Origin of the sequence: Burkholderia sp. M6-3 (assembly GCF_050858985.1) — a bacterium.
Lineage (GTDB): Bacteria > Pseudomonadota > Gammaproteobacteria > Burkholderiales > Burkholderiaceae > Paraburkholderia > Paraburkholderia caledonica.
In genome coordinates this window covers 388,106-410,016 of sequence record NZ_CP110090.1, presented here as the reverse complement: position 1 = coordinate 410,016, position 21,911 = coordinate 388,106, and the positions used below count along the sequence as shown (strand labels likewise).

Below are 21,911 nucleotides of genomic sequence, written 5' to 3'. Positions count from 1 at the left end.
CCTGAAGAACGCACATAAACGACGCCAGGGAGGCACATGCAGCCGAGTTCGCTCGCAACACAATCGTTGTCCGACGAGGACCTCCGCGCGCTGCGACGCGCGAAACACAAGTTGGAAAGTCCTGCGCTGGCAATGAAGCTGGCAAGCATCGTCGGGGCGCCGCTAGAGAAGCTGATTTCGCGCATGCCCGCGTTTGCAAACGAAAAGGTCACGGACGCGACCGAACTGGCGTTGCGCAAGTGTCTGTCGATTGCGATGCGCACGCTCGGCCGGCGCGACAGCGCGTCGCCTTTGGTTGTGCCGGACAAACCGAGCAACTTGCTGCACAAGTTCGCAGTGGCCACGACGGGCGCAGCCGGCGGCGCGTTCGGCCTCTTTGCGCTGCCCGTCGAATTGCCCGTGACCACCACGCTGATGTTTCGCTCGATCTGCGATATAGCGCGCAGCGAGGGCGAGGATCTGACGGCTGTCGACACCCAGCTGCAGTGTCTGACCGTGTTGGGCATGGGGGGCACATCCGCCTCGGACGACGACGCCGACTTCGGCTACTTCATCATGCGCGGCGCGCTGGCGCAGGCGGTGTCGAAAGCGTCGTCGGAAATGGCAACGAAAGGATTCACCGCACACGGTTCGGCCGCCTTGGTGCGCCTGCTGCACTCGATCGCCGCGCGCTTCTCGGTGCAGGTCAGCGAACAGATCGCCGCGAAGTCGATTCCGGCGATCGGCGCCGTGCTCGGCGCGATGGTCAACACTGTGTTTATCGACCACTTCCAGCAGGTCGCGCATGGCCATTTCACCGTGCGGCGGCTCGAACGGCAATACGGCGAGCAGACAGTAAAGGCCGCCTATCAGACTATCGACGTCGCCCTGGATGCCTGAGCCGCATTGGCCGCGCGGCTCGTCACACGCCCAACGAAGGCCGCTGCGCGATCGAGCGCACGGTTCCCCTCGGGGATGAACGGCGCGAAGATGGGCCACACATGCGGCATCTTCTTCCACACCTCGAGTTCACAATCGACGCCGGCCGCGCGCGCGTTAGCGGCCACGCGCCGCGAATCGTCGAGCAGCACCTCGGTGCTGCCCGCCATCATGAAGAGCGGCGGCAAGCCGCGCAGGTCCGCATAAACCGGCGACGCATACGGATGCGTGGCAGGCATATCGCCCAGATAGACTTTCGCTGCTTTCGCAATTGCCGGTCCGCTGAACATGGGATCGGCGCCGTCGTTGTCGACAATGCTGGCGCCCGTTGCCGCGAGGTCGGTCCACGGCGAGAACAGCACGGCGCCTGCGGGCATTGGATCGCCCGCGTCGCGCAGCGCGACCAGCGTAGCGAGCGCAAGACCGCCGCCTGCTGAATCGCCGGCAATCACAATCGATTCGGGTGCCGTGCCTTCGGCAATCAGGTAACGGTAGGCGGCAGTCGCATCGTCGAGTGCCGCTGGAAAGCGATGTTCAGGCGCGAGGCGGTAGTCGAGGGAAAAGACCGGCGCGTTCGCGCGGGTTGCGAGGCCGAAGACAATCGAGCGATGAGTGCGCGACGAGCAGAAGTAATAGCCACCGCCGTGGAAATACAGCACCGTGGGTCGCGCGCCAATCGAGGGCTCGCCGGAGCGCTCGATCCATTCGCCACGCAGCGGTTTGCTGTCCGCGCCGTCCAGCTCCCGAAGACGCCAGCCACGCGGCACGTTTGGCGACCACGCTCGCTTCGCGGTCAATGCGCGCGCTTTCTCGACATCGATATGCGGCTTCAGGGTTTGAGGGCGAAACTGCCTGCGCAAAAACCAGCACGCGACTACGCTTTGCCAACTCATTGGGACATCCTCCCTGGAAAATGTCCCACCATGGTACGTGCGTGGCCGCCATGCCGGTGGACGGCGGCTTCTAATTTTGTTGAAGGCCGCGGCGCCGCGTTAGCGACGCGCCGCTTCAGGGATTTTCTTACCTAGTTGGCGGGCATCACTTGCCCACGAATTTCGCCCGTCGGGTTTTGCGCGGTATGAATGTTGAAGTACCACTGGCCCGCCAGCAAATCGGTTACCTGCTGCTCGGTGAGGGCGGCAGCCCCTTTCATTGGACTTGCGAGCGCGCCTTTGTCGATCGGCACCTGGACCTTTGCATTTTGTCCGACCGGCGCCGGGCCGTGAAAATGCGCGGCAGTTACTGGGCCGCTGAGGCCTTCATAGCTGACGGTCCATTGCAGGGATTTCGTCGACGTATCGAACGTTGCGTTCAGCGTGCCATGCCCGTGACTGACACGCGGCGGCACTTCGCTTGAAGGTTCGAGAGCCGCTTTTAGCGCGACCGTGTCCGCAAACGCGACACCCGCCGTTACGGCCCACAACACCACAGCCAGGTTGAGTTTTTTTAGCGTGATCATGGTCTTCTCCGACTAGATGTGCCGCCGCGCCGACACCTCGGCCACGCGCGAAGCCATCACATACTAGTGCAAATCTTCGAAAGGCGTTCATGGCGGACGACGCGCCCGTCTGCGCGCCTAAATCACGCCGTTGATTTCGCTTGTAACGAATTTCCAAACAATTATTTGCAGATTCTGCACTGAATCATCCGCGTTTTCCCGAGTATGCTTTGGGCTCGCGAGAAGTGACTCCTTCATCGAGGGATGTCTCCAAATCTTTAACGCGGCTTCGGCCGCGTTTTTTTTCGTCCGTCGATTGCGGTGCGGGCGAGCAACGCTGCTTTGGGCGTTGATCCAGCTAATGGCCGCGCTCAGGCGAGCAATGCCGCCTGGTGTTCGATGCCGTCAAGCATCGCGTTGCATTTGTCGATCACCGCGAGTCCGTTATAGCGCACGCGCTCGGGTCCGTCCGAGATATCGCGACGATATTCGTCAAGCACGCTAATGAGCGGCGGGTATTGCAGTACGCTCGCTGCGCCCGCTACCCGGTGAAGCCACTCGCGCACGCGCACAGTGTCCGCGTCTTCCAGCAACAACGACAGTGCCTGAATGTCTTCGCGCACTGAAGAAACGAACGAATCGAGCAACGCCTTGACTGTCGATTCACTACCCCATAATTGCGTCATCTGATTCAGGTCGACCGGAACGAAGGCCGGGGCGCCCGCCGCCGACGAGTCTGTCGCCTCCTCGATATCAGCGCTATCCGCCGGTGTTGTCTGCCGTGCGCTGTCAATGCCGAACCAGCGGCTCAGATATTCACGCAACGTTGCGAGGCGCGTCGGCTTGACGAGGTTGTCGTCCATGCCTACCTCGCGGCAAAGGCTCAGATCTTCAGGCGCCGTGTTGGCTCGGCAGACGGTCTGAGCGGCCTTGCTCGCGCTCACGTTCCCGGATACGCCGCGTCAGTTCATAGCCAGATACGTTGGGCATATGGCAGTCCGTGATCAGACATCCGTAACTGGTGTGTTCGAGCGCGGCTAGCGCTTCGGCACCGTCGTTCGCGACGTCGCACGCGAAACCGAGCAGCGCCAGTTGATGGCGAATGAGTTCCTGATTTACCGGATGATCTTCAGCGACGAGAATCAGGCGGCCACTCGCGATCGCCCGCTCCCGGTCCGGCGGCGCGGTGATGTTTTCATGCGTGCGCGGCACGCCGACCGACGGCGCCGGTGCGGACTGAAGGCCCGTCATGGCCGCAGCACACGCAGCACCGAGTCCGCGCCACGATATCGGATTGATGCTCAGGCGAACGTTGTCTTCGAGAATGCGGTAGCCCGTAGGCTTCGGCTTTTCGGTGAGGGATATCACACGGAGCTTGCCTGTGACGTTGGCGGGCAGCACCACGTCCTCGCTCACGAAGAGCACATGCACGCCGCTTAGCGCGGCGCGGCAACGCAACTGCGCAAAGTCGGCCGGAACCCGACGCAGCTCTAATCCCAGCGCTTTTCCGAAGTCGACGAGAGCCTGACCGACTCGCGCGTCGATAGTCGCCACGAGACAACGCTTGCCGCGCAAACCGCTCACCGAGTAATGCTGCGTTTCGACGGCCATGCTGAGCCGCACCGTCATGCGCGTGCCGCGGTTCAGTTCGCTGTCGAGCGTGAGCGATCCGTTCATCAGTTCGATCAATTTGCGGCAGATGGTGAGGCCAAGGCCCGTGCCGCCGAAGCGACGCGTGGTGGACGACTCCGCCTGGACGAACGGTTCGAACAATTTCGCCTGCACGTCCGCCGCTATGCCGATGCCGGCGTCCTCGACGACCATCTCGATTGTCTGAACATCGCCCTTTTGCGCGAGCACCGCCACGCTCACGTCTACTTGACCTTCGGGAGTGAATTTGATCGCGTTGCCGAGCAGATTGAACAGGACCTGACGAAATCTCACACTGTCGCCCTGCAGCGTGGCCGCCACGTCCGATGCAATATTCACCCTAACTTTCAGGCCCTTCTCATGCGCGCGGCCCGCTAGCAAGCCGACGGCGTTGTCGACCAGTTCGCGCAAGTCGATAGGCTCTGCTTCGATGGTCAACCGTCCCGCGTCGATTTTCGAGTAATCGAGCAAGTCGTCGAGAATTTGCAGCAACGCGCCCGCCGACTCGTGGATCATGCCGAGCATTTCGCCCTGATCCGCGTTGAGCGGCGTGCGCTCGAGCACTTCCACAAGCCCGAGTACACCGTTCATAGGAGTGCGGATTTCGTGACTCATCATTGCGAAGAAGTCGTCTTTCGCGCGCGACGTCGCTTCAGCCGCATCTCGCGCGCGGGCAAGTTCTTCGGCGCGCGCATGCTCGATGCTCGCGTCGACCCAGTAGCCGCTCCAAACGACGCTTGCGTCCGCTTCGCGACGCGGCACCAGTTCCGCTCGCGCCCACTTGACGTTCGAATGGCAGCGCATGCGGAATTCGATCAGCACCGGCGATTCAAGACGAGCCGAGCGTTCGAGTTCCGCAATGACGAGCGGACGGTCTTGCTCGTGGATACGGTCGAAGTCGGCATGATCGCGGCTGCCCGCCAGCCCGCTGCCGTGTCCGAGCAAGAGCTTCGCGTCCCCACCGATCTAAGGAAACGAATAAGCACCGTCTGACGTGCGGCGCAGTTGGAACACCACGGCCGGCAACGAGCGCGTGACGTCGAAGAGCCTCCGCTCGGTGTCGCGCGCGCATCTCCGCACGCCGTATGTTGGTGATGTCGACCATGGTGCCGAGTACGCAAACCGGCTCCCCGTCGTTGCCGCGACAGATGCTCGTCCAGAAAAGACCGTGACGCACATCTCCGGCACGGGACTCGAACTGCAGCTCGACCTGGGCCATGTCGCCGCCTCGCAGCAGGTCACGGGTCATATCGGCGAGTACCCGGCTGTTGGCCTCGCCCCATGTGTGAACCTCCATCGTGCTGCGTCCGATAACCGCCTCGCGGCTTAGCCCGCACGCTCGCTCATACGCGCCATTGACTGCGATGTAGCGGCCTTGCAGATCCTGGGCGACGAGTGGATAGAGCACCATCTTCATCATCGTTTCCTGGAAATTCAGCTGCAGCGCGAGCTCGCGCTCGGTCTCCTTGCGGCGCCTGACTTCGCGTTGCAAAAGCAGATAGGCGCGCAATGTAACGAGCAGTACCGAGGCGATGCCGATCAGCACAGGCAGCAGACGCACTGCGGAAACGCTCCATGTACCGCCTTCCGGCGTGTCGCCGGTCACCCATTTCTGCCGGATGCGCTGCTTTTCCGCTGGCGGCATTGCTAACAACGCGCGGTCGATCAGTTCGGCGAGCAGACCCAGGTCCGGACGCACAGCGAAGTCGAGGGCGTCGGATTTGCCCACTGTGCCGACTACCTTCAGCACGCCGGTGTATTGCCGCTTGAGCACAATGTCGACGGCTGCCACGTTTTCCACGACGACATCTGCTTCGCCGGAAGCGACCATGCGCAGCGCGTCGTCAAGGCTTGGCGCAGTTGCGAGGTGGTCTTTCGGAATGCCCTGGAATGCGAGCGGGTCGACCCCGGCAACGTGAGAGGACACCACGACGCGCCGCGCGGCGAAATCGTTGAGTGAGCGGGCGGCCGGCTCGTCGTCGCGGCCCACCATTACCAGCGGATAACTTTCGTACGCATGGGTATGACGTGCCTTCTGGAGACGCGGGTCGTTACTCGAGCCCGTGGTGAGAATCGCCAGTTCACCGCGCTGGAACGCGTCGATAGCGGACGGCCAGTCGGGCTGCCGCGCGCGGTTGAACACGACACCCAGCGTGCGGCTCAGGTACGCGAGGTAGTCGGCGGTCACGCCGGCAGGACGGCCCGATGCATCGACATAGCTGAAAGGCGGCCAGTTGCTGTCGAAGCCCACCTGCAACGGCGGAAGCGAACGAAGCCACGCCTGCTCCTGCTGCGTCAGTTCGAGACGGGATGTGGCGGGCTCCGGCTTTGCATCGAAATTGCCTGAGAGCCAGCGGACCCGAATCGCCGTGTCGTCGGTCTGGTTCATCGAGGCTAATGCGCGGTCCAGCCGGTCACGCAAGGCCACCTGACTCCGCGGCACGCCAAAGCGCAGTTCAGCGGAGCGAGTGCTTTCCTCGAAGGCGACGCGCAGATTGTGGAACTCTTCTGTCGCAAGCGCATATTCGACGACTGGTGTGAAACCCATGTATGCGTCCGCGTCGCCATCGGCGACGGCAGCGAGCGCCGCGTGCGTCGATGTGAACACGCTGATGCGGGCGCGCGGGAAGCGCTCGCGCAACGACCGCTCAAGCGCAAAGCCTTTCTCTATGGCAATGGACGCGCCCGCAAGACGCGCCGGTCCTTCGTAAATGTCGCCGTCCCTGCGTACAACCGTTGAGGTGGACGCTCGAAAATACGGCGCGGTGAAACTGACACAGCGCTCCCGCTCCGGCGTGCGCGCGAGACTCATCAACAGATCGACGTTGCCCGCGCAGGCGGCGGCAAGTAGCTGCAGCATGTCGGGATATGGCTTTGCCTCGATCGCAACACCCGGCCCAACCAGTGCACGCAGATAGTCGACGCTCAGTCCTGTGAGTTGCCCGTTTTGCAGCGCGTCGAATGGCAACCAGCTATCCGCAAGTACGCCGACGGTCAACTTCTCTGGGAAGGCACTAACGACCCGGCTGGAACCGGACTCCACGAAAGCGCGGCCGGCAGCCGCCACTTGAGTCGCGGCCAATAAAGAGAGCCCTGCCAGCACGCACGCCGACACGCGCCGCCGCACGCGCGCTATCGCAGCGCGTTGGAAACGTGTGACAAGGAATGAGAAAAACGTCACGGCACAACTCACGCGGCTTCGCTGTGGCCATCGGCGAGCGCGCCCGCGGCCTGGTCGGACCTGCCACTGAGGAACGAGAACACGAAGCCGGCGACGACGCCGCCGGACATAGGCGCCGCCCAGAATAGCCACAATTGGTCGAGCGCCCAGTCACCCACGAACAGCGCTTGCGCCGTGGAACGGGCCGGGTTGACCGAACCGTTCGTGACCGGAATCGACACGAGGTAGACGAGCGCGAGGCATCCGCCGACGACCATTGGTCCGCCCGGCTTCGTCTCGTACCGTGCGGCTACGAGAAGGCTCGCCATCACGAATGCAAACGACAGCACGAACTCAATGGCCAACGCCGAGTGCAACTGATAGTCGGAAGGAGAGTGATCGCCAAAGCCATTAGCCGCGAATTCGCTCGCACCGATCTCGAAGCCCGGCCGGCCGCTCGCCACATAAACAAGCAGTGCTCCGGCGACGACTCCACCAACAATCTGCGCGGCAATGTAGGGCAACAGGTCTTTGACCGGGAATCGTTGTGCGGCAGTGAAACCTACCGTGACAGCGGGATTGAAGTGAGCGCCCGACGTGTCGCCAAACCAGTAGCTCGCGGTGGCAAGCGCGAGACCGAACGCGAGTGATACCTCGAGCACGCCGTAGCCTTGCTGAACGGCGCCGGTATTCAATACGATGCTGCCGCAGCCGATGAACACCAGCCATGCCGTACCCACGCTCTCGACCAACAACCGCTTACCTAGCACGGCCATGCCGCCTCCCCGTCGCTATACAAAGCGCATGGCGCTATGCAATTTCCGCGAACATCTGCCTGAACTTCCCCAGCTTTGAGCGGCGCCGTCTCAAGACATAACTGTTCTAAAGAGGCCAACGTCAGCAAAAGCCGAAGCTAATTCAGAACTATGGAGTGGCAAGGTCTCCCGACCAATCAGAAGAGTCCTAATTTCGGGACCGTGAGTTGCCGGTATATATGCGCAGCGTTACCGAGTGTTAAATCAAGCCAATCTGCCGTGCGTAGACAATAAGATCGGACTCCGTTTCGAGGCCTAGCTTGCGCATTGCGGTACGCTTCTGAGTGCTGATTGTCTTACCGCTGCGCTGCAACCGTTTCGCGATTTCGTGTACCGCGACACCCTGCACATAAAGCTGGAATATCTCCCATTCGCGCGCACTCAAAACGCTGGCGCGCAGTTGCGGCGGAGTGTCAGTCGTTTCCATCGCAATGCGCACGTGCTCCGACAGATACACCCCTCCTGTCAACGCTGCCTGGATTGCGTCGATCAATGCAGCCGTCGTGTCGCGTTTATCAACTATCGCGCTGACGCCAACATGCAGCAGCCCCGACAGCATATGCGCATGACAAATCATGGTGAGCACAACGACAGCGGGATGCGCATGTCCTCTCAATACCCTTCGTAGGAAAGGAACAGCGTTGCTCGCTCCGTCCAGACCCGGCATGCCAATGTCGGAGATGACGATGTCGCATTCGCAGACGTCGAGCAGTTCGGCAAGGTCATGCGTGTTGCAGGCCTCGCCAACAACTTCGATATGCGGCGTGGCGTGCAACAACCTCCTCACGCCGGCGCGAACGCAGTCGTGGTCGTCCGCCACGATGACGCGGATCTTGTCTTTCATATTTTTTGTTGTCTTATCGATTGGCATGTCCAGTACAAGATGTACTTCCCCGGACAACACCAACACATCTTATGTTTGTCACGCCGGCCCGGCGCGACCTCGTGTGTTCTTCAGCGCCCTTCGACGCGGGCCTCGGTTACCACGCCGTGCTCAACCGCAAAGCGAAATAGCTCAGCGTCGCTGTGCAACGCCAGCTTGCGCATGGCGGTGCACTTTTGCGCACTAATTGTCTTCACACTGCGCCCCAGCCGCCCGGCAATTTCAGTGACGCCGAATCCCGACGCGTACTGCGTGAACACTTCAAGCTCGCGCCGCGACAACACCGAACGAACGAAGTCGAGCCGTTGCATTGCCGTGGCGTCCGCAATGACTGCGCGCACGGCGGGCCCGAGATAGCATTCGCCCGCGAGCGCGGTGATGATCGCCACGTGAATCAGGTCGATGCGGTCACGCTTACTGATAAGCGCGTGAACGCCGAGCGAGATCACGCTTTGCAGCGCTGTTGCCTCGGTCTCCATGGTGAGCACGACGAGGGCCACGTCGGGGTAGCGGCTCCTGAACTGCCGCACCGCGTCGATCCCACTGCCATCTGCGCCGCCTGGCATGTAGAGGTCCATGAGCACCAGGTCACAACCGGTTCGGTCGACCTCGGCAAAGAGATCGGTTGCATCGGTCGCGCGGCCGACCACCTCCATATTCTGGTAACCGCCCATCAAGTTCTCGATTGCAAACAGGACGAGCGGATGATCGTCCGCGATGATCGCCCGGACCGGCGTGCTTATTTCAGCGGTGTCGCCCATCGTCTATCTCTCCTCCATATCCTGACTCCCTATCACCATCTCACTCCAAACCGGCCCTGCCCCATCATCAGACATTGTGGCGGCGTTAAACATAAGATCGCTCCGAAATAACTTCAATAACTCGGCCAATTAATTTACTTAGATATGCGATTCAAATTTAAGAATTTCACCAGCTCGAACGCACGAGAATAAACCAGGATCATTAGTAACGCCAAGTTTTACCATTGCTTCACGCTTTTGCCGACTAACGGTGCGGCGATGACATCCGAGAGTGGCCGCAATTTCAGCAATAGAACGTCCGTCGACGAACATCCTGACGACCGTCTTCTGCATTACCGACAGAGGGAGCGCGAGCGGCCGTTCGCACCCAGCTTCGGGCGGCGTTGCGAGAAGTGCGGCGATTGAGTTGCCGATGTATGGCTCACTGCTTTCATGCTGCTCGATCGCACGCCACAACTCGTGCATGGATTCAGTTTTGCCGAGCAAGCTCACGGCGCGCTCCGATGCGAGTACCCGGAGCAACGCAGAATTGGTCGTCGTCGACATCACGACGATGCGCAGTCGCGGCCACTCAGCGTGGATCTGTCGGATCAGGCTCAGTTCGTCTTCCAAGGCGGCGCCGGGATCAGGCATCGACAGGTCGGTAATCAGCACGTCACATGGCGTGCGCCGCAGCAGTTTGATTAACGACGTCGGGCTGACGGCCTGGCCGACGATGGCGACACCGGCTCTGGTTTCGAGCATAGCTCTAACGCCAAGCAGAACGAATGGATGATCATCCGCGAGAATGATTCGGAGGTTCACTAGATTGATCTCGTTTGTTGTAGGAATAGTCGTCAGATACGCAGGACAAGTCGACATGCTCCGCACCTGCGTCGACGCGCAATCGTTTTTAATCATCGCGCGTCGACGCGACCATAAAATCATCGCGGTGCGCGAAACGAAAATCGGAGTGTTCCGAATCAAGTGTTGAATTCACCGGCAAATACGGTGCACGGACAACAAAAAGCCCCCAATTATTCAAAATGAATAAATTGAGAAAATCGGCGCGGCAAGGTTCGCGGGGAAATCACGTCTGAATTAACCTTGCCCGCGCGGCATTTCGATAAAACTCGTGCAAAGACTGCATCGCGCTCGCCGGCAATCGTCAAGCCGTGTCACAGGCGCGCGGCGCGCGTGTGGTGACCTCACGCAGTGCGCGCGGAAAAACCGGCACCGCGATCAACGCGCAGAAACTTGCCACCGCCCACACCATCGGCCATGACCCGAGCGATAGCAGCGACGGAATCGCGAGCGGCGTCAGGAAAAGCGAGAGGAAAACGCAGGTATTGCCGAGCGCCAGCGCAGTGCCGGCGCGGCTCGTTCCGGCGAGCATCGCGAGTTCGGTGAAGGCGACGCCGTGCCAGGCGGACGCACACACCCCGCCAAGCACGATGATCGGCACGAGAAACATCGTCATCATTGTCGTTGGGGTGTGCTGCATGCCGGCGACACCGCTCATGAGAGTGAGCGCAGCGAACAGCACCGCCGTCAGCAGACTGCAGCCGCGCATGTATGCCCGGCGATTGCCGCGCTGATCCGTCCACCGGCCGCTCCAGATACGGGCGATGGCAGCGCCTGCCTGCACCGCGGCCATCGCGACGCTGATTGTCAACACGGCGGCGCGTCCGAAGTCGTGGAGGAATACGGTTCCGAACGTGATCACGGCGAGTTGCGGCACGCAAAGCGCACCCGCGCCGAGTGCCACGCGCCAGATGCGGGCGTCGCGCAGCGGCGAGCGACTACGGGCACGCGCGCCGTTTATATCGTTTGCACTGCTCATGCCGCTTGCGCCGTTTACGCTGCTTGCACCGCTCGTACCGTTTGCGCCGCTCACACCGCTCACACCGTTCACACCATTCGCGCCGTTCACACCATACGCACCACCCACACTGCCCACAGCGCCCGCACCATTCGCCCCATGCCCGCCGCAGACATACGCCGCGCGCACATCGCCATTCTCGACATGCGTCGGCTCCTGCAACCAGCGCCATGCCAACCCCGCGGTTATCGCGCAACTCAGCGCCAGCAACGCATACACACTGACGAAACCGAATCTCGTTGCAAGCGCCGGCAGCAACAGCGCGCCGAGTCCGCCACCTGTCGGGACAGCCGTCTGGCGAATGCTCATGGCCAGTCCGCGCTCGCCCTCGCGAAACCACGCCATTACCGCGCGGCCGCTCGAACCGTTGACGCTGCCGCCGAGCAAACCGACGAGCAACAGGCCGAGGGCAAGCGTCGTCACGCGAGGCACATGCGACCCGGACGGTGCTGCGAACAACGCGAGGCCGGCCAGCGCCGCGGCGGTGGACAGCAGACCCAGCAGCAACACGCGACGGTCGCCCCACCTGTCGGTCAAGAGCCCCCACGGCAATTCACTCACCGCGATGCCCAGGCCGAGCATGCCCAGCACAAGCCCGAGCCCTTCATTGCCGAGGTGATAACCCGCGCGCAAGTAAACCGCCGTGGTCGGAATACCCGAGAATGCTGCCGAAAAGCTCGCGTTGGCGGCAAAGCCCACGCCCAATACCTTCCACCGGTGGCTCGCCCCCAAGCCGCCCTTTATCCCGGCGCCTGCCCGTAGTGCGTTTTCCATGTTTCCTCCGCAATGAATTCGGAGGTATCCTACGGCGGCGCCTTCCATCGGAAAAGCCGGAAATGCAGATGTCATCCATCGGGTAAAACGAAACATGAGTCAGCGCGGATTCGACCTCACGCAACTACGGACCTTCGTCGCCGTCGCCGAGTCGGGCAGCGTTTCAGCGGGTGCGGAGCGCGTGTTCCTGTCTCAATCGTCGGTGAGCGAGCAGTTGAAAAAACTCGAGGAGCGTGCGGGCCAGCCGCTCTTCGTGCGCAGCAAGCAGGGCGTGAGCGCGACGCCCGCGGGCAGCCGCCTGCTGGAGCATGCGCGGCGCATCATCGCGATGAGCGAAGCAGCGTTCGAAGACCTCCAGGGCCGCTCGCTCGATGGCGAACTGCGCATCGCGATTACCGACTACTACCGCCCGCACGACATCGCTCGCATCCTCAAGACGTTTTCGGAGCAGCACCCGCGTCTGAAGCTACATGTCACCGTACTGCCGAGCGCCGTGATCGACAGCAGCGCCGGCGACGACGCATCGTTCGACATCGGCCTCTCGTTGCGGCTCGTCACGGGCAACTCTCGCGCGTCGAGCGGGCGCAGCAGCGCGCAGAGCACCGTCGTGCGGCGCGAGAAATTGCTGTGGGCAAGCGCATCAGATGCGAGCCCGCGCCCGGTCGCGCCGTATCAACTGGTGCTGTTGCCGTCGAGTTGTCAGTTGCAGCGCTTCGTCGTCAAGCTGCTCGACGAAAACAAGGTGCCTTATGTCGTGTCGCACTCCGCCTCGGGCGTAGCCGGATTGCAGCTCGCGTTGAAGGCCGGACTCGGCATCTCGTGCCTGAACGAATCATCGATTGGAGCAGGTGTGGTCGCATGCCCACCGGGCATTGGCCTACCCGCATTACCCGCCGTCGAGTTTCATTTGCTGCCCGGGCGGATCGGCGAGAGCGAACGTGTGACCAATGCGCGCACCGCGTTGATGAGGCTCTTCAATTGACTACATCAGACCATCACATTCGTGCGCTAACGTCCATTTGCATGCGGCGTGAATAGAAGTGTTGAAAGCGTTCTGAACGCCGCCTATGATGATCAGAGACGAAGTCGGCCAGCCTTATTGTTTCGCCATTGACGCTCCGAATGGATTGCTGCAGTCTGCCATATGCAGTCGGACATCAACGCGCCGATCCAGCCACGGGAAAGCTGCCGTCCTTCGCGCTTACGTGTGTCAACGCGTTCTTTGACGAGCCATTGAATCGCAGCGGCGAACCAACGTTTCGCCATCCACTACAAGTGCACTTCCATTTGCAGTTTGCGCTGTCGCGATAGAGAAAAAAGGTAGACCCGCTGAGCATGGCGAACCAGGCTGGAAGTGAATCCAGCCATCAATGCGGGCGAAGCAGATCGACAAAAGAAGGTTCCCCAGCGAGGCCCGATGTGCATCGTAGACCTATGGGATTTGCGCTTCTGTTCGTGCTTTACGTCTTATGGAACGGCACGGCGCTCGCGGCTACCAGCGCGCCCGGCCCCATGCCCTCGGCCATGGACGAACGCGTGCGCGCCTGCACCTCCTGTCATGGCGTGCAGGGCCAAGGCCTCAACAACGATTACTTCCCGCGCATCGCCGGCAAACCGGCCGAATATCTGTTCAATCAGCTAACCGCGTTTCGCGATGGCGGCCGCACCTATCCGCCGATGGGTTATCTGGTCGCGTTTCTCCCCGACGACTATCTGCGCAAGATCAGCCAGTACTTCGCCGATTTGCAGCCGCCCTATCCGAATGCCGATCAATCGAACGTCGCGCCCGCGGTGCTCGCCGCGGGTCAGCGACTCGTCATGCAGGGCGACCCGGCGCGCAAGATTCCCGCGTGCATCGCATGTCACGGAGCGCGCATGACAGGCCAGCAACCTGGCATTCCCGGTCTGCTCGGTTTGCATGCGAGCTATATAGCCGGGCAGATGGGAACCTGGCGCTCCGGCACACGTCACGCGCTCGCGCCGGATTGCATGCGTTCAATCGCCGTGAAGCTGACCGACAAGGACATCACCGCCGTCTCGACCTGGCTTGCGCGGCAACCGCGTCCGGCCGACCCGCGGCCCGTGCCGGCGTCCGCGGAGCGCTTGCCTCTCGCATGCGGGAGCCAACCGCAATGAAAACGATACTTCGTTCGCTGCGCGTGCTCTCACGTAAGTTGCACAGCCCGCTCCTGCCACTGGTTGCCGCCGCAGCGCTGGTGACCGGCAGCGCGCCACTGCCCTCGCTTGTCGCCGAAGCTCGCGCCGCCGACAGCACCACAGAAGCCAAGGCCAATACCTCCGTCGACAACCGCACGGACATCGTCAAGCGCGGTGAATACCTTGCGCGCGCAGGCGACTGCGTGGCCTGCCACACCGCACCTCGCGGCAGACTGTTCGCCGGCGGCCTCGCGATGGAAACGCCGTTCGGCACGCTCTATTCGCCGAACATCACGCCAGATGCGCAGTACGGCATCGGCACCTGGAGCGAAGACGCGTTCTTTCGGATGATGCGCACCGGCATCACGCCGGACGGCAAGCTGCTCTATCCCGCCATGCCGATCGCACAGTACACCAAGGTCACGCGCGAGGACTCGAACGCGATCTTTGCTTATCTGAAGTCGATTGAACCAGTGCGTGAAGCGAACCGGAAACACACGCTGCGCTTTCCGTACAACCAGCGCAAACTGCTCTACGGCTGGCGCACGCTGTACTTCCGCGAAGGCGAATTCAAGCCCGATCCGACCCGCTCCGTCGAATGGAATCGCGGTGCGTATCTCGTGGAAGGGCTCGGGCACTGCACGATGTGCCACACGAAGATCAACATGCTCGGCGGTTCGTCACAAAGCGAGCAGTTTGCCGGCGGGCTGATTCCGGTGCAGAACTGGTACGCGCCGTCGCTCACTTCCGACAAGGACGGCGGACTCGGCGACTGGAGCATCAAGGACATCGTCGACCTGTTGCAAGCGGGCATTTCCGATCGCGGCGCAGTGTACGGCCCAATGGCCGAAGTCACTTATCACAGCCTTCAATACATGACCGACGAAGACGTCAAGGCAATGGCGGTCTACCTGAAGACGTTGCCCGACAATCCCGGCCGCAAGTCCGGGCCGACAGCGCCGACCGCCACCAACGTGTTCGCGCTCGGTGAAAAGATCTACGCCGACAAGTGCGCGCTGTGTCATGGCGCAAAAGGCGAAGGACAGTTGCAGCACTATCCGCCGCTCGCGGGCAACCAGTCGATCGAAATGAACTCCGCGGTCAATCCCATTCGCATCGTGCTGAACGGCGGCTTCCCGCCTGGCACGAAGCGTAATCCGGAGCCCTACGGCATGCCGCCTTTTGCGCAGGAACTGAACGACACCGACGCGGCCGCCGTCATTACGTATATCCGCACAGCGTGGGGCAATCATGGGATGCCGGTCACCGCCCGCGATGTCAACGAACTGCGCAACGCGCCGCTGCACTAGCCGCCGCACCGGCAACAGGAGAAGCCCTAGATGGAAGCGAACGATACGCGCGCCGCGCTCCCTCCCACCGACGACGAAGTAGAACGCGTGGTCGTCGCGGGTCCGCATGGTGCGATCGCCGTCGCAGGCGTGGCCACGCTGATCGTCATGGCGATCTGGTTCGGCTTCTACTTCCTCGTGTTTCTGCCGCGCGGCGTCGTGCACTGATCATGTCCACTCATTCCCCCGACTCCCAACACCAACCGGGCAGCGGCCACACCGTCGCGCTGCGCGCCGAGCGCCGCTGGGCGATCTTCGTCGGCGCGCTGATCGTGCTGATGCTGGCCGTGATCGTGTACTCGGGGCTCCATTGGGCGATGATGCCGCCATCGCGCGTGGAAACGATCGACCCGTCCCGCCTGCAACTGTCGGGCGAATTCGTCGAAGACAATCTGGGCAGCGCGGTCGAGCCCGACGGCTCCGTGGTCGTGCGATTCATCGCACAGCAGTACTCGTTCACGCCGCAATGTCTGCTCGTGCCCGCCGACACCCCTGTCACGATCCGGACCACCAGCGCGGACGTCGTGCACGGTCTGCTCGTCACCAACACCAATATCAACACGATGGTCGTGCCCGGCTACGTGGCTACGTTGAGCACGCGCTTCGACGCGCCCGGCGATCACACCATGCCCTGTCACGAGTTCTGCGGCTTTGGCCATCAAGCCATGTGGGCGCATGTGAAAGTGATCGACAAAGCCGCCTTCTTCGAGCAGGCCCGACAATCACGGAGGCTGAGCTGTGTTTCACGCTAAGCGACTCGTTCTCGCGCATTTCTGGCTCGCCTTCATCGCGTTTATCGTCGCGCTGTTTCTCGGCGCCTGGCAGATGCTCGTGCGCAGTCCACTCGCGCCGTGGATCGGCGACCCCGAGCTGTACTACCGCTCAGTCACCGCTCACGGTTCAGTGATGGCCTACGTGCTGCCGACCCTGGTGTCGATGGGCTTTGGCTATGCAATCGTCGAGCTGGCGCTCGCGCAGCGCCTCGCGGGCCTGAAGTGGGCATGGGCCGCATTCATCATGCTGGCGGTTGGCGCGGTGATGGCGATGGTGCCCGTAGCGCTCGGCAAGGCCTCGGTGCTCTACACGTTCTATCCGCCGATGATCGGCAGTCCCTTCTATTATCTCGGCGTGGTGCTAGTGGTAGTCGGCTCGTGGATCTGGGTCGCGCTGATGCACGTGAACCTCGCCATATGGCGTCGCGCGAACCCCGGAAAGCCGGTGCCGCTCGCGATGTTCGCCAATGTCGCCGGCGCCTATCTATGGGCATGGACGGCCGTCGGCGCGGCGCTCGAAATCCTGCTTCAGATTTTGCCGGTTGCTTTTGGTCTCAAGAATACGATCGACGCCGGCCTGTCGCGTGTCCTGTTCTCGTGGACTTTGCATGCCATCGTCTACTTCTGGCTGATTCCAGCCTATATCGCGTACTACACGCTCGTGCCGCGAGCCATCGGCGGGCGGCTCTATAGCGATTCGATGGCGCGCGTGTCGTTCATCCTGTTCCTCGTTTTCGCTATGCCGATCGGCATCCACCACCTGTTTGCCGACCCGCAGATCGGCTCGGGTTTCAAGTTCCTCCACGCAGTGTTCACGGGGATGGTGTCCGTGCCCACGCTGCTGACGGTGTTCACGATTTGCGCTTCGGTGGAAATTGCCGGCAGGCTGCGCGGCGGCAAGGGTGCATTCGGCTGGCTCACCGCATTGCCCTGGCAGAACCCCATGATGCTCGTCGTGGCGTTTTCGTTCGTGATGCTGGGGCTCGGCGGCGCAGGCGGTCTGATCAACATGAGCTATCAGTTGAATACCACCGTGCACAACACGCAGTGGGTGACCGGACACTTCCATCTGATCTTCGGCGGCGCAATCGTCATTATGTATTTCGCGATTGCTTATGAACTGTGGCCACAACTCACCGGCCGCGCGATCGTGTCGATGAAGCTCGTGCGCACGCAACTGTGGCTGTGGTTCATCGGCATGCTGGTGGTCACGCTGCCGTGGCATTACGTCGGCCTGCTCGGTGCGCCGCGCCGCATGGCTTACTACGACTACAAGATGCCGGGCCTCGAATCGCAGGCTTTCTGGGTCAGCATGTCGGCGGTCGGCGGCGTGGTTCTCGCCTTATCGGGCGTGCTCTTCATCTACATTCTCGCGAAGTCGCAGTTCGGGCCGGCGGTTCCGCAGCAAGGCTTCCGTTTCGCGAGCGCGGTGCATCCGGTCGAACGCGTGCCCGCGGCGCTCAATAGCTTCGGCTTGTGGGTCGCGTTGATGATCGGCCTGACCGTCGTCAACTACAGCGTGCCCATCGTCCAATTGCTCAAGCTGCCGCAGACGTCCGTGCCCGCGGTGGTGATTGGAGCACAGCGATGAATCAGGAACGCGTCTTCAGCTTGCGCAATCCGTGGTTCACGGTAAGCGTAGCCGGCACGCTGGCGCTGGCCATCGTGTCGATGCTGATAGGTTTCATCTGGCTGCCTTCGGCGAATAGCGCATTCGCGAACCGCAGCTTATGGGCGACGATCTGCAGCGCTGCGGGCGCGCCGTCGAGCTGGTACAGCGGCACCAACATCGCAGGCCGGGCACCGAGCGACGTAGTCGTCTTGCCGCCGCTGCGTCGCGTGCGGGCCGACGCCGATTCGATCGGGCGCGGCGCGACCCTCGCCACGCAAAAATGCTCGATGTGTCACGGCGTGCTCGGTACGGTGCAGGTCACGGCGCCCGCGCTGGCCGGACAATATGCGGATGCCGTCTACAAGGAGTTGCGCGATTATCAACAAGGCGTGCGGCAGAACGCGGTAATGCAGCCGATCGTCGCCGCTCGCAGCGATCAGGATTTGCACGATCTCGCGGCGTACTACGCGTCGCTGCCACGCGGTCCCGCCGCGGAAGTTGCGCCCACCGGCAGCACGCCCGATGCGAACGCCGTCCGGTTGGCGATGCAGGGCGATCCGCAGCGCAACATCGCGCCATGTGCGGCATGTCACGGGCAGCTCGATCGCAAGGGTTCGGCGCCGTGGCTTGGCGGCCAGTCGTCGATTTACCTAGCGGCGCAGATGCGGGCGTTCGCTTCGGGCGCACGCCGCAACGACATCAACGAGCAGATGCGCAATGTCACCCGGCAGATGACATCGGCGGAGATTGACAGTGTCGCGAAGTACTACGCGGGCATGCAGTAGAGCGAATGATTTGGGCGGGGTGCACTGTGGTTCGCTGGGACGCGCGACCGTGCGGCGCGATCCGCGAGACCAGCACTGCCCCGCAGTGATGTGAAGCGCGCCTGCCGCGTCACGGCACGCGCCGCGAAATTAAACGCAACGCGAACCTAACGCAACGCCGCTTCCGAATGTATCAAGCGACCACCAGTTCGTCCGCACTGTTCGCTGCACGTGTGGTTGCAACGCTCTGACCGTTGCATGAGCCGGCCAGGCCCCGCGACGACGAACCGCCTTCCGTCTGGAACACTGCCACGGCGGATGTAAGCCTTCTCGCCTGCTCCTCCAGCGAGCTTGCCGCCGCCGCGGCTTGTTCGACCAGCGCGGCGTTCTGCTGCGTCACCTCGTCCATTTGCGCGACGGCCAGGTTGACCTGGTCAATGCCGGTGCTCTGCTCGGTCGCCGCCGCGGCGATCTCGCCCATGATCGAACTGACCCGCGAAATGGCCTGGACGATCTCGGTCATCGTCGAGCCCGACCGCTCGACCAGTTGTGAGCCGTTTTCGACGCGCGTAGTCGACGCTTCGATCAACGCCTTGATTTCCTTCGCGGCGGCGGCGCTTCGCTGGGCCAGCGAACGCACCTCACTCGCGACGACCGCAAAGCCGCGGCCCTGCTCGCCGGCGCGCGCCGCCTCGACTGCCGCGTTCAACGCGAGGATATTCGTCTGAAAAGCGATCCCTTCGATCACGCCGACAATATCCGCAATGCGCCGTGAGTCGTCGACGATCTCGTGCATTGTGCCTACCACCTGCTCGGTCAATTCGCCGCCCTGAGCGGCGAGCGTCGACGCGCCTTGCGCGAGCGAACTCGCCTGCTTCGCGTTGTCCGCGGTCTGTTTCACCGTCGACGTGAGCTGCTCGATGCTCGCCGCCGTTTCTTCAAGCGACGCCGCCTGTTCTTCCGTACGTTGTGACAGATCCGTATTACCCGCGGCGATTTCGCTCACGCCGCTGTCGATCGATTCGGTGCCCTGACGGACCGAATTCACCGTCGCGATCAGCGACTCCTGCATCTTCCGCAGCGCGGCGGCGAGGCGTCCCATTTCGTTGCTGCTCGTGACGACGATCTGCCCGGTCAGGTCGCCATTGGCGATCCGCTGAAACTGGGCGATGGTGGCATCGACCGGACTCACGATTGCGCGCACCAGCACCGCGCGACCGAGCAGCGAACCAAGCAGCGAGATGACGATGCCGACCGCCACCGTCACGCAGATCGCGTAAAAGAGGTCCTGTGCGCTCTGATAGCGCTGTTCGGCGTGGTCGAGCTGCAGCTGTTCGAGCGCGAGCATCGCCTTTTCGAACGAACTGTACAGAGACGGCAGCTTTTTCGCCTGCAATTGCTGGAACGCGGTCCGGTCGCCCGCCTTGAGTGCGGCCAACGCCGGCTCGACACCCTCCCGAAGGAACGTGTCGCGCTTGTCCTGCATATCCTTGATGAGGCGCTGCTCCTCGGCCTCGGCGCTCGCACGGCTCACATAGTGGGCAAGCCGTTCATTCGATGCTTTCTGGTACTGATCGAAACGCTTCAGCACCGCATTTGCGCCGTCCTGGTCGTTGAGATCGACGAGCGACGCATAAGTGGCCAGTGCCAGGCGCAGGCGCAACAGTTGGCCGGCGCTGCCTTCGAGATCGGCGACGGCGGGCGTGTCCACGGTGTACATCTGTTGCAGGGACGCGTTGCTCGAGCGCAGCGACAGCAGCCCGGCTGCAGCACCCAGCAGCAGGGCGGCGGCAAAGAACGCGATCATCAGGGTAAGGCAACTGCGAATCGACAGATTTTTCAGCATCGGGCTAGTCTCCATTTGGGCCGCCTGACCGAATATTCAGTGAAATTTGCGTCGGCCATGCATGCTGCGCCCAGCCCATTTGGCATGGTCCGCAACCGTTTTTTCAAAAATTAAGCGAATACCACAGATAGGGACTACGGCTGAATCGCTAAAAACTTTATGGTGGATGGCGTACGCTTTTGCGTCACATCAAATTACAAGCGGCGCGAAGCCGCCCGCACGCCGGCGATAGCCGGACTGCCGAGTTTCAGGCGTCCTACCTAAGCCGGTTGGAAGTCGATGCAAATGTCATAGGAGCATTTCTATGTCCGAAATTGGCTCGGCTCTCGTGGTTTTCATTCTCCTGCTCGCGACCACCGGCATCGGCGTGTGGGTGCGCCCGCTCCTGCCCGAGGAGCACAAGGCACACGAGACAGTGCAACTCGTGCAACTGGTCATCGGCATGCTGGTGACGTTTGCCGCACTGGTGCTCGGCTTGATGACCGCGTCGGCGAAATCCAGCTTCGACACGGCGTCAAATGACTTGCGCACCTTTGCCGCCGACATCATCGAACTGGACACGACGTTGAGGGATTACGGCAGCGACACCGAACCCGCGCGCAATCTCTTGCGCGTTTACACGGCTGCAGCGATTGCATCGACGTGGCCGAATGAACCGGCTCCTACCGGCGACTACCCCACCCACCTCGGCTCGCCGGACAACTCGCAGAGGCTGGAAAACGTGCGGCTCGGCGATTTGCTGACGTCGGTAGGCCGGCAATTGCGGCAGTTGCGCGCGCATGACCCGCTGCAGCAGCATTCGCTCGACGATGGCCTGGCGCAGTTTCGCCGCGTGGTGGACGCGCGCTGGAAGATCATCGAGGAAGCGCACAGCTCCATCTCGCAGCCCTTCCTCAAGACGCTGACGTTCTGGCTTTGCGTGATATTTCTGAGCTTCGGGCTCATCGCGCCTCGCAATGCGCTGGCGCTCGTGACAATTTCGCTTGGGGCTGTGTCGATTGCGTCGGCGATCTATGTAATCGTCGATCTTGATACGCCGCTCACCGGGCCGATCATGATCTCCAGCTTGCCGATGCGAGATGCGCTGGAGCATTTGAGGCGATAACGACTGCTGAAAAGAAAAAACCCCGCTGAGGAAGCGGGGTTTTCG

17 protein-coding genes and 1 pseudogene are annotated in these 21,911 nt (G+C 62.0%); 9 read left to right on the top strand and 9 right to left on the bottom strand.

Annotated elements, in window-relative coordinates:
• The first annotated feature begins 36 nt into the window (after positions 1-36).
• The gene (locus OH764_RS01820; protein WP_498847819.1) at positions 37-879 is read left to right on the top strand and encodes an EcsC family protein; all 843 of its coding nucleotides are present in this window, start codon (positions 37-39) and stop codon (positions 877-879) included.
• On the opposite strand, the gene OH764_RS01815 is transcribed toward OH764_RS01820, so the two are convergent.
• From OH764_RS01815 to OH764_RS01780, 8 genes and pseudogenes are all read right to left on the bottom strand, one after another.
• Entirely contained in the window at positions 849-1,811 is a 963-nt protein-coding gene (locus OH764_RS01815; protein ID WP_498847818.1) for an alpha/beta hydrolase, read from the bottom strand. The two genes, OH764_RS01820 and OH764_RS01815, sit on opposite strands and share 31 nt — an antisense overlap.
• A gap of 131 nt (positions 1,812-1,942) precedes the next feature.
• Positions 1,943-2,377 (bottom strand): CHRD domain-containing protein, encoded by a 435-nt coding sequence (locus OH764_RS01810; RefSeq protein WP_498847817.1) that lies wholly within the window; start codon positions 2,375-2,377, stop codon positions 1,943-1,945.
• A gap of 350 nt (positions 2,378-2,727) precedes the next feature.
• Positions 2,728-7,142: pseudogene (locus tag OH764_RS01805) on the bottom strand (transporter substrate-binding domain-containing protein).
• 53 nt (positions 7,143-7,195) lie between these two features.
• Entirely contained in the window at positions 7,196-7,942 is a 747-nt protein-coding gene (gene aqpZ, locus OH764_RS01800) for an MIP/aquaporin family protein (protein ID WP_498847816.1), read from the bottom strand.
• 238 nt (positions 7,943-8,180) lie between these two features.
• Positions 8,181-8,825: a response regulator transcription factor gene (locus OH764_RS01795; protein ID WP_498848853.1), complete on the bottom strand. Its 645-nt coding sequence runs from the start codon at positions 8,823-8,825 to the stop codon at positions 8,181-8,183.
• Positions 8,826-8,935: 110 nt separating this feature from the next.
• Complete coding sequence (locus OH764_RS01790; RefSeq protein WP_498847815.1) at positions 8,936-9,625, bottom strand: response regulator transcription factor; 690 nt, start codon at positions 9,623-9,625, stop codon at positions 8,936-8,938.
• Between the two features lie 138 nt (positions 9,626-9,763).
• Positions 9,764-10,486, bottom strand: a complete 723-nt coding sequence (locus tag OH764_RS01785) for a response regulator transcription factor (protein WP_498847814.1) — start codon at positions 10,484-10,486, stop codon at positions 9,764-9,766.
• 286 nt (positions 10,487-10,772) lie between these two features.
• A complete protein-coding gene (locus tag OH764_RS01780) occupies positions 10,773-12,260 on the bottom strand; it encodes an MFS transporter (protein ID WP_498847813.1) in 1,488 nt (495 codons plus the stop codon).
• A gap of 94 nt (positions 12,261-12,354) precedes the next feature.
• On the opposite strand from OH764_RS01780, the gene OH764_RS01775 reads away from it, so the two are divergent.
• From OH764_RS01775 to OH764_RS01745, 7 genes are all read left to right on the top strand, one after another.
• Positions 12,355-13,242, top strand: coding sequence for a LysR family transcriptional regulator (locus OH764_RS01775; RefSeq protein WP_408415995.1), 888 nt, complete (start codon positions 12,355-12,357; stop codon positions 13,240-13,242).
• A gap of 452 nt (positions 13,243-13,694) precedes the next feature.
• Positions 13,695-14,396, top strand: a complete 702-nt coding sequence (locus OH764_RS01770; RefSeq protein WP_020066942.1) for a c-type cytochrome — start codon at positions 13,695-13,697, stop codon at positions 14,394-14,396.
• Complete coding sequence (locus tag OH764_RS01765) at positions 14,393-15,727, top strand: c-type cytochrome (protein ID WP_498847812.1); 1,335 nt, start codon at positions 14,393-14,395, stop codon at positions 15,725-15,727. The genes OH764_RS01770 and OH764_RS01765 overlap by 4 nt, the downstream gene beginning before the upstream one ends.
• 30 nt (positions 15,728-15,757) lie before the next feature.
• Positions 15,758-15,934 (top strand): hypothetical protein, encoded by a 177-nt coding sequence (locus OH764_RS01760; protein ID WP_020066944.1) that lies wholly within the window; start codon positions 15,758-15,760, stop codon positions 15,932-15,934.
• Positions 15,935-15,936: 2 nt separating this feature from the next.
• Positions 15,937-16,518 (top strand): cupredoxin domain-containing protein, encoded by a 582-nt coding sequence (locus OH764_RS01755; protein ID WP_498847811.1) that lies wholly within the window; start codon positions 15,937-15,939, stop codon positions 16,516-16,518.
• Entirely contained in the window at positions 16,505-18,130 is a 1,626-nt protein-coding gene (locus tag OH764_RS01750) for a b(o/a)3-type cytochrome-c oxidase subunit 1 (protein ID WP_498847810.1), read from the top strand. The genes OH764_RS01755 and OH764_RS01750 overlap by 14 nt, the downstream gene beginning before the upstream one ends.
• Positions 18,127-18,936 carry a c-type cytochrome gene (locus OH764_RS01745; protein ID WP_087754756.1) on the top strand — a complete coding sequence of 270 codons (810 nt, stop codon included), beginning with the start codon at positions 18,127-18,129 and terminating at the stop codon, positions 18,934-18,936. The genes OH764_RS01750 and OH764_RS01745 overlap by 4 nt, the downstream gene beginning before the upstream one ends.
• 172 nt (positions 18,937-19,108) lie before the next feature.
• Here OH764_RS01745 and OH764_RS01740 read toward each other — a convergent pair whose 3' ends face one another.
• Positions 19,109-20,761, bottom strand: coding sequence for a methyl-accepting chemotaxis protein (locus OH764_RS01740; protein WP_498847809.1), 1,653 nt, complete (start codon positions 20,759-20,761; stop codon positions 19,109-19,111).
• Between the two features lie 304 nt (positions 20,762-21,065).
• On the opposite strand from OH764_RS01740, the gene OH764_RS01735 reads away from it, so the two are divergent.
• Complete coding sequence (locus tag OH764_RS01735; protein WP_498847808.1) at positions 21,066-21,866, top strand: bestrophin-like domain; 801 nt, start codon at positions 21,066-21,068, stop codon at positions 21,864-21,866.
• Positions 21,867-21,911 lie beyond the last annotated feature (45 nt).

Coding starts and splice junctions, on each gene's coding strand:
- OH764_RS01795 (WP_498848853.1), bottom strand. CDS start 8,825: ATGAAAGACAAGATCCGCGTCATCGTGGCGGACGACCACGACTGCGTT.
- OH764_RS01765 (WP_498847812.1), top strand. CDS start 14,393: ATGAAAACGATACTTCGTTCGCTGCGCGTGCTCTCACGTAAGTTGCAC.
- OH764_RS01810 (WP_498847817.1), bottom strand. CDS start 2,377: ATGATCACGCTAAAAAAACTCAACCTGGCTGTGGTGTTGTGGGCCGTA.
- OH764_RS01760 (WP_020066944.1), top strand. CDS start 15,758: ATGGAAGCGAACGATACGCGCGCCGCGCTCCCTCCCACCGACGACGAA.
- aqpZ (WP_498847816.1), bottom strand. CDS start 7,942: ATGGCCGTGCTAGGTAAGCGGTTGTTGGTCGAGAGCGTGGGTACGGCA.
- OH764_RS01745 (WP_087754756.1), top strand. CDS start 18,127: ATGAATCAGGAACGCGTCTTCAGCTTGCGCAATCCGTGGTTCACGGTA.
- OH764_RS01820 (WP_498847819.1), top strand. CDS start 37: ATGCAGCCGAGTTCGCTCGCAACACAATCGTTGTCCGACGAGGACCTC.
- OH764_RS01770 (WP_020066942.1), top strand. CDS start 13,695: ATGGGATTTGCGCTTCTGTTCGTGCTTTACGTCTTATGGAACGGCACG.
- OH764_RS01775 (WP_408415995.1), top strand. CDS start 12,355: ATGAGTCAGCGCGGATTCGACCTCACGCAACTACGGACCTTCGTCGCC.
- OH764_RS01815 (WP_498847818.1), bottom strand. CDS start 1,811: ATGAGTTGGCAAAGCGTAGTCGCGTGCTGGTTTTTGCGCAGGCAGTTT.
- OH764_RS01740 (WP_498847809.1), bottom strand. CDS start 20,761: ATGCTGAAAAATCTGTCGATTCGCAGTTGCCTTACCCTGATGATCGCG.
- OH764_RS01780 (WP_498847813.1), bottom strand. CDS start 12,260: ATGGAAAACGCACTACGGGCAGGCGCCGGGATAAAGGGCGGCTTGGGG.
- OH764_RS01785 (WP_498847814.1), bottom strand. CDS start 10,486: ATGTCGACTTGTCCTGCGTATCTGACGACTATTCCTACAACAAACGAG.
- OH764_RS01735 (WP_498847808.1), top strand. CDS start 21,066: ATGTCCGAAATTGGCTCGGCTCTCGTGGTTTTCATTCTCCTGCTCGCG.
- OH764_RS01755 (WP_498847811.1), top strand. CDS start 15,937: ATGTCCACTCATTCCCCCGACTCCCAACACCAACCGGGCAGCGGCCAC.
- OH764_RS01790 (WP_498847815.1), bottom strand. CDS start 9,625: ATGGGCGACACCGCTGAAATAAGCACGCCGGTCCGGGCGATCATCGCG.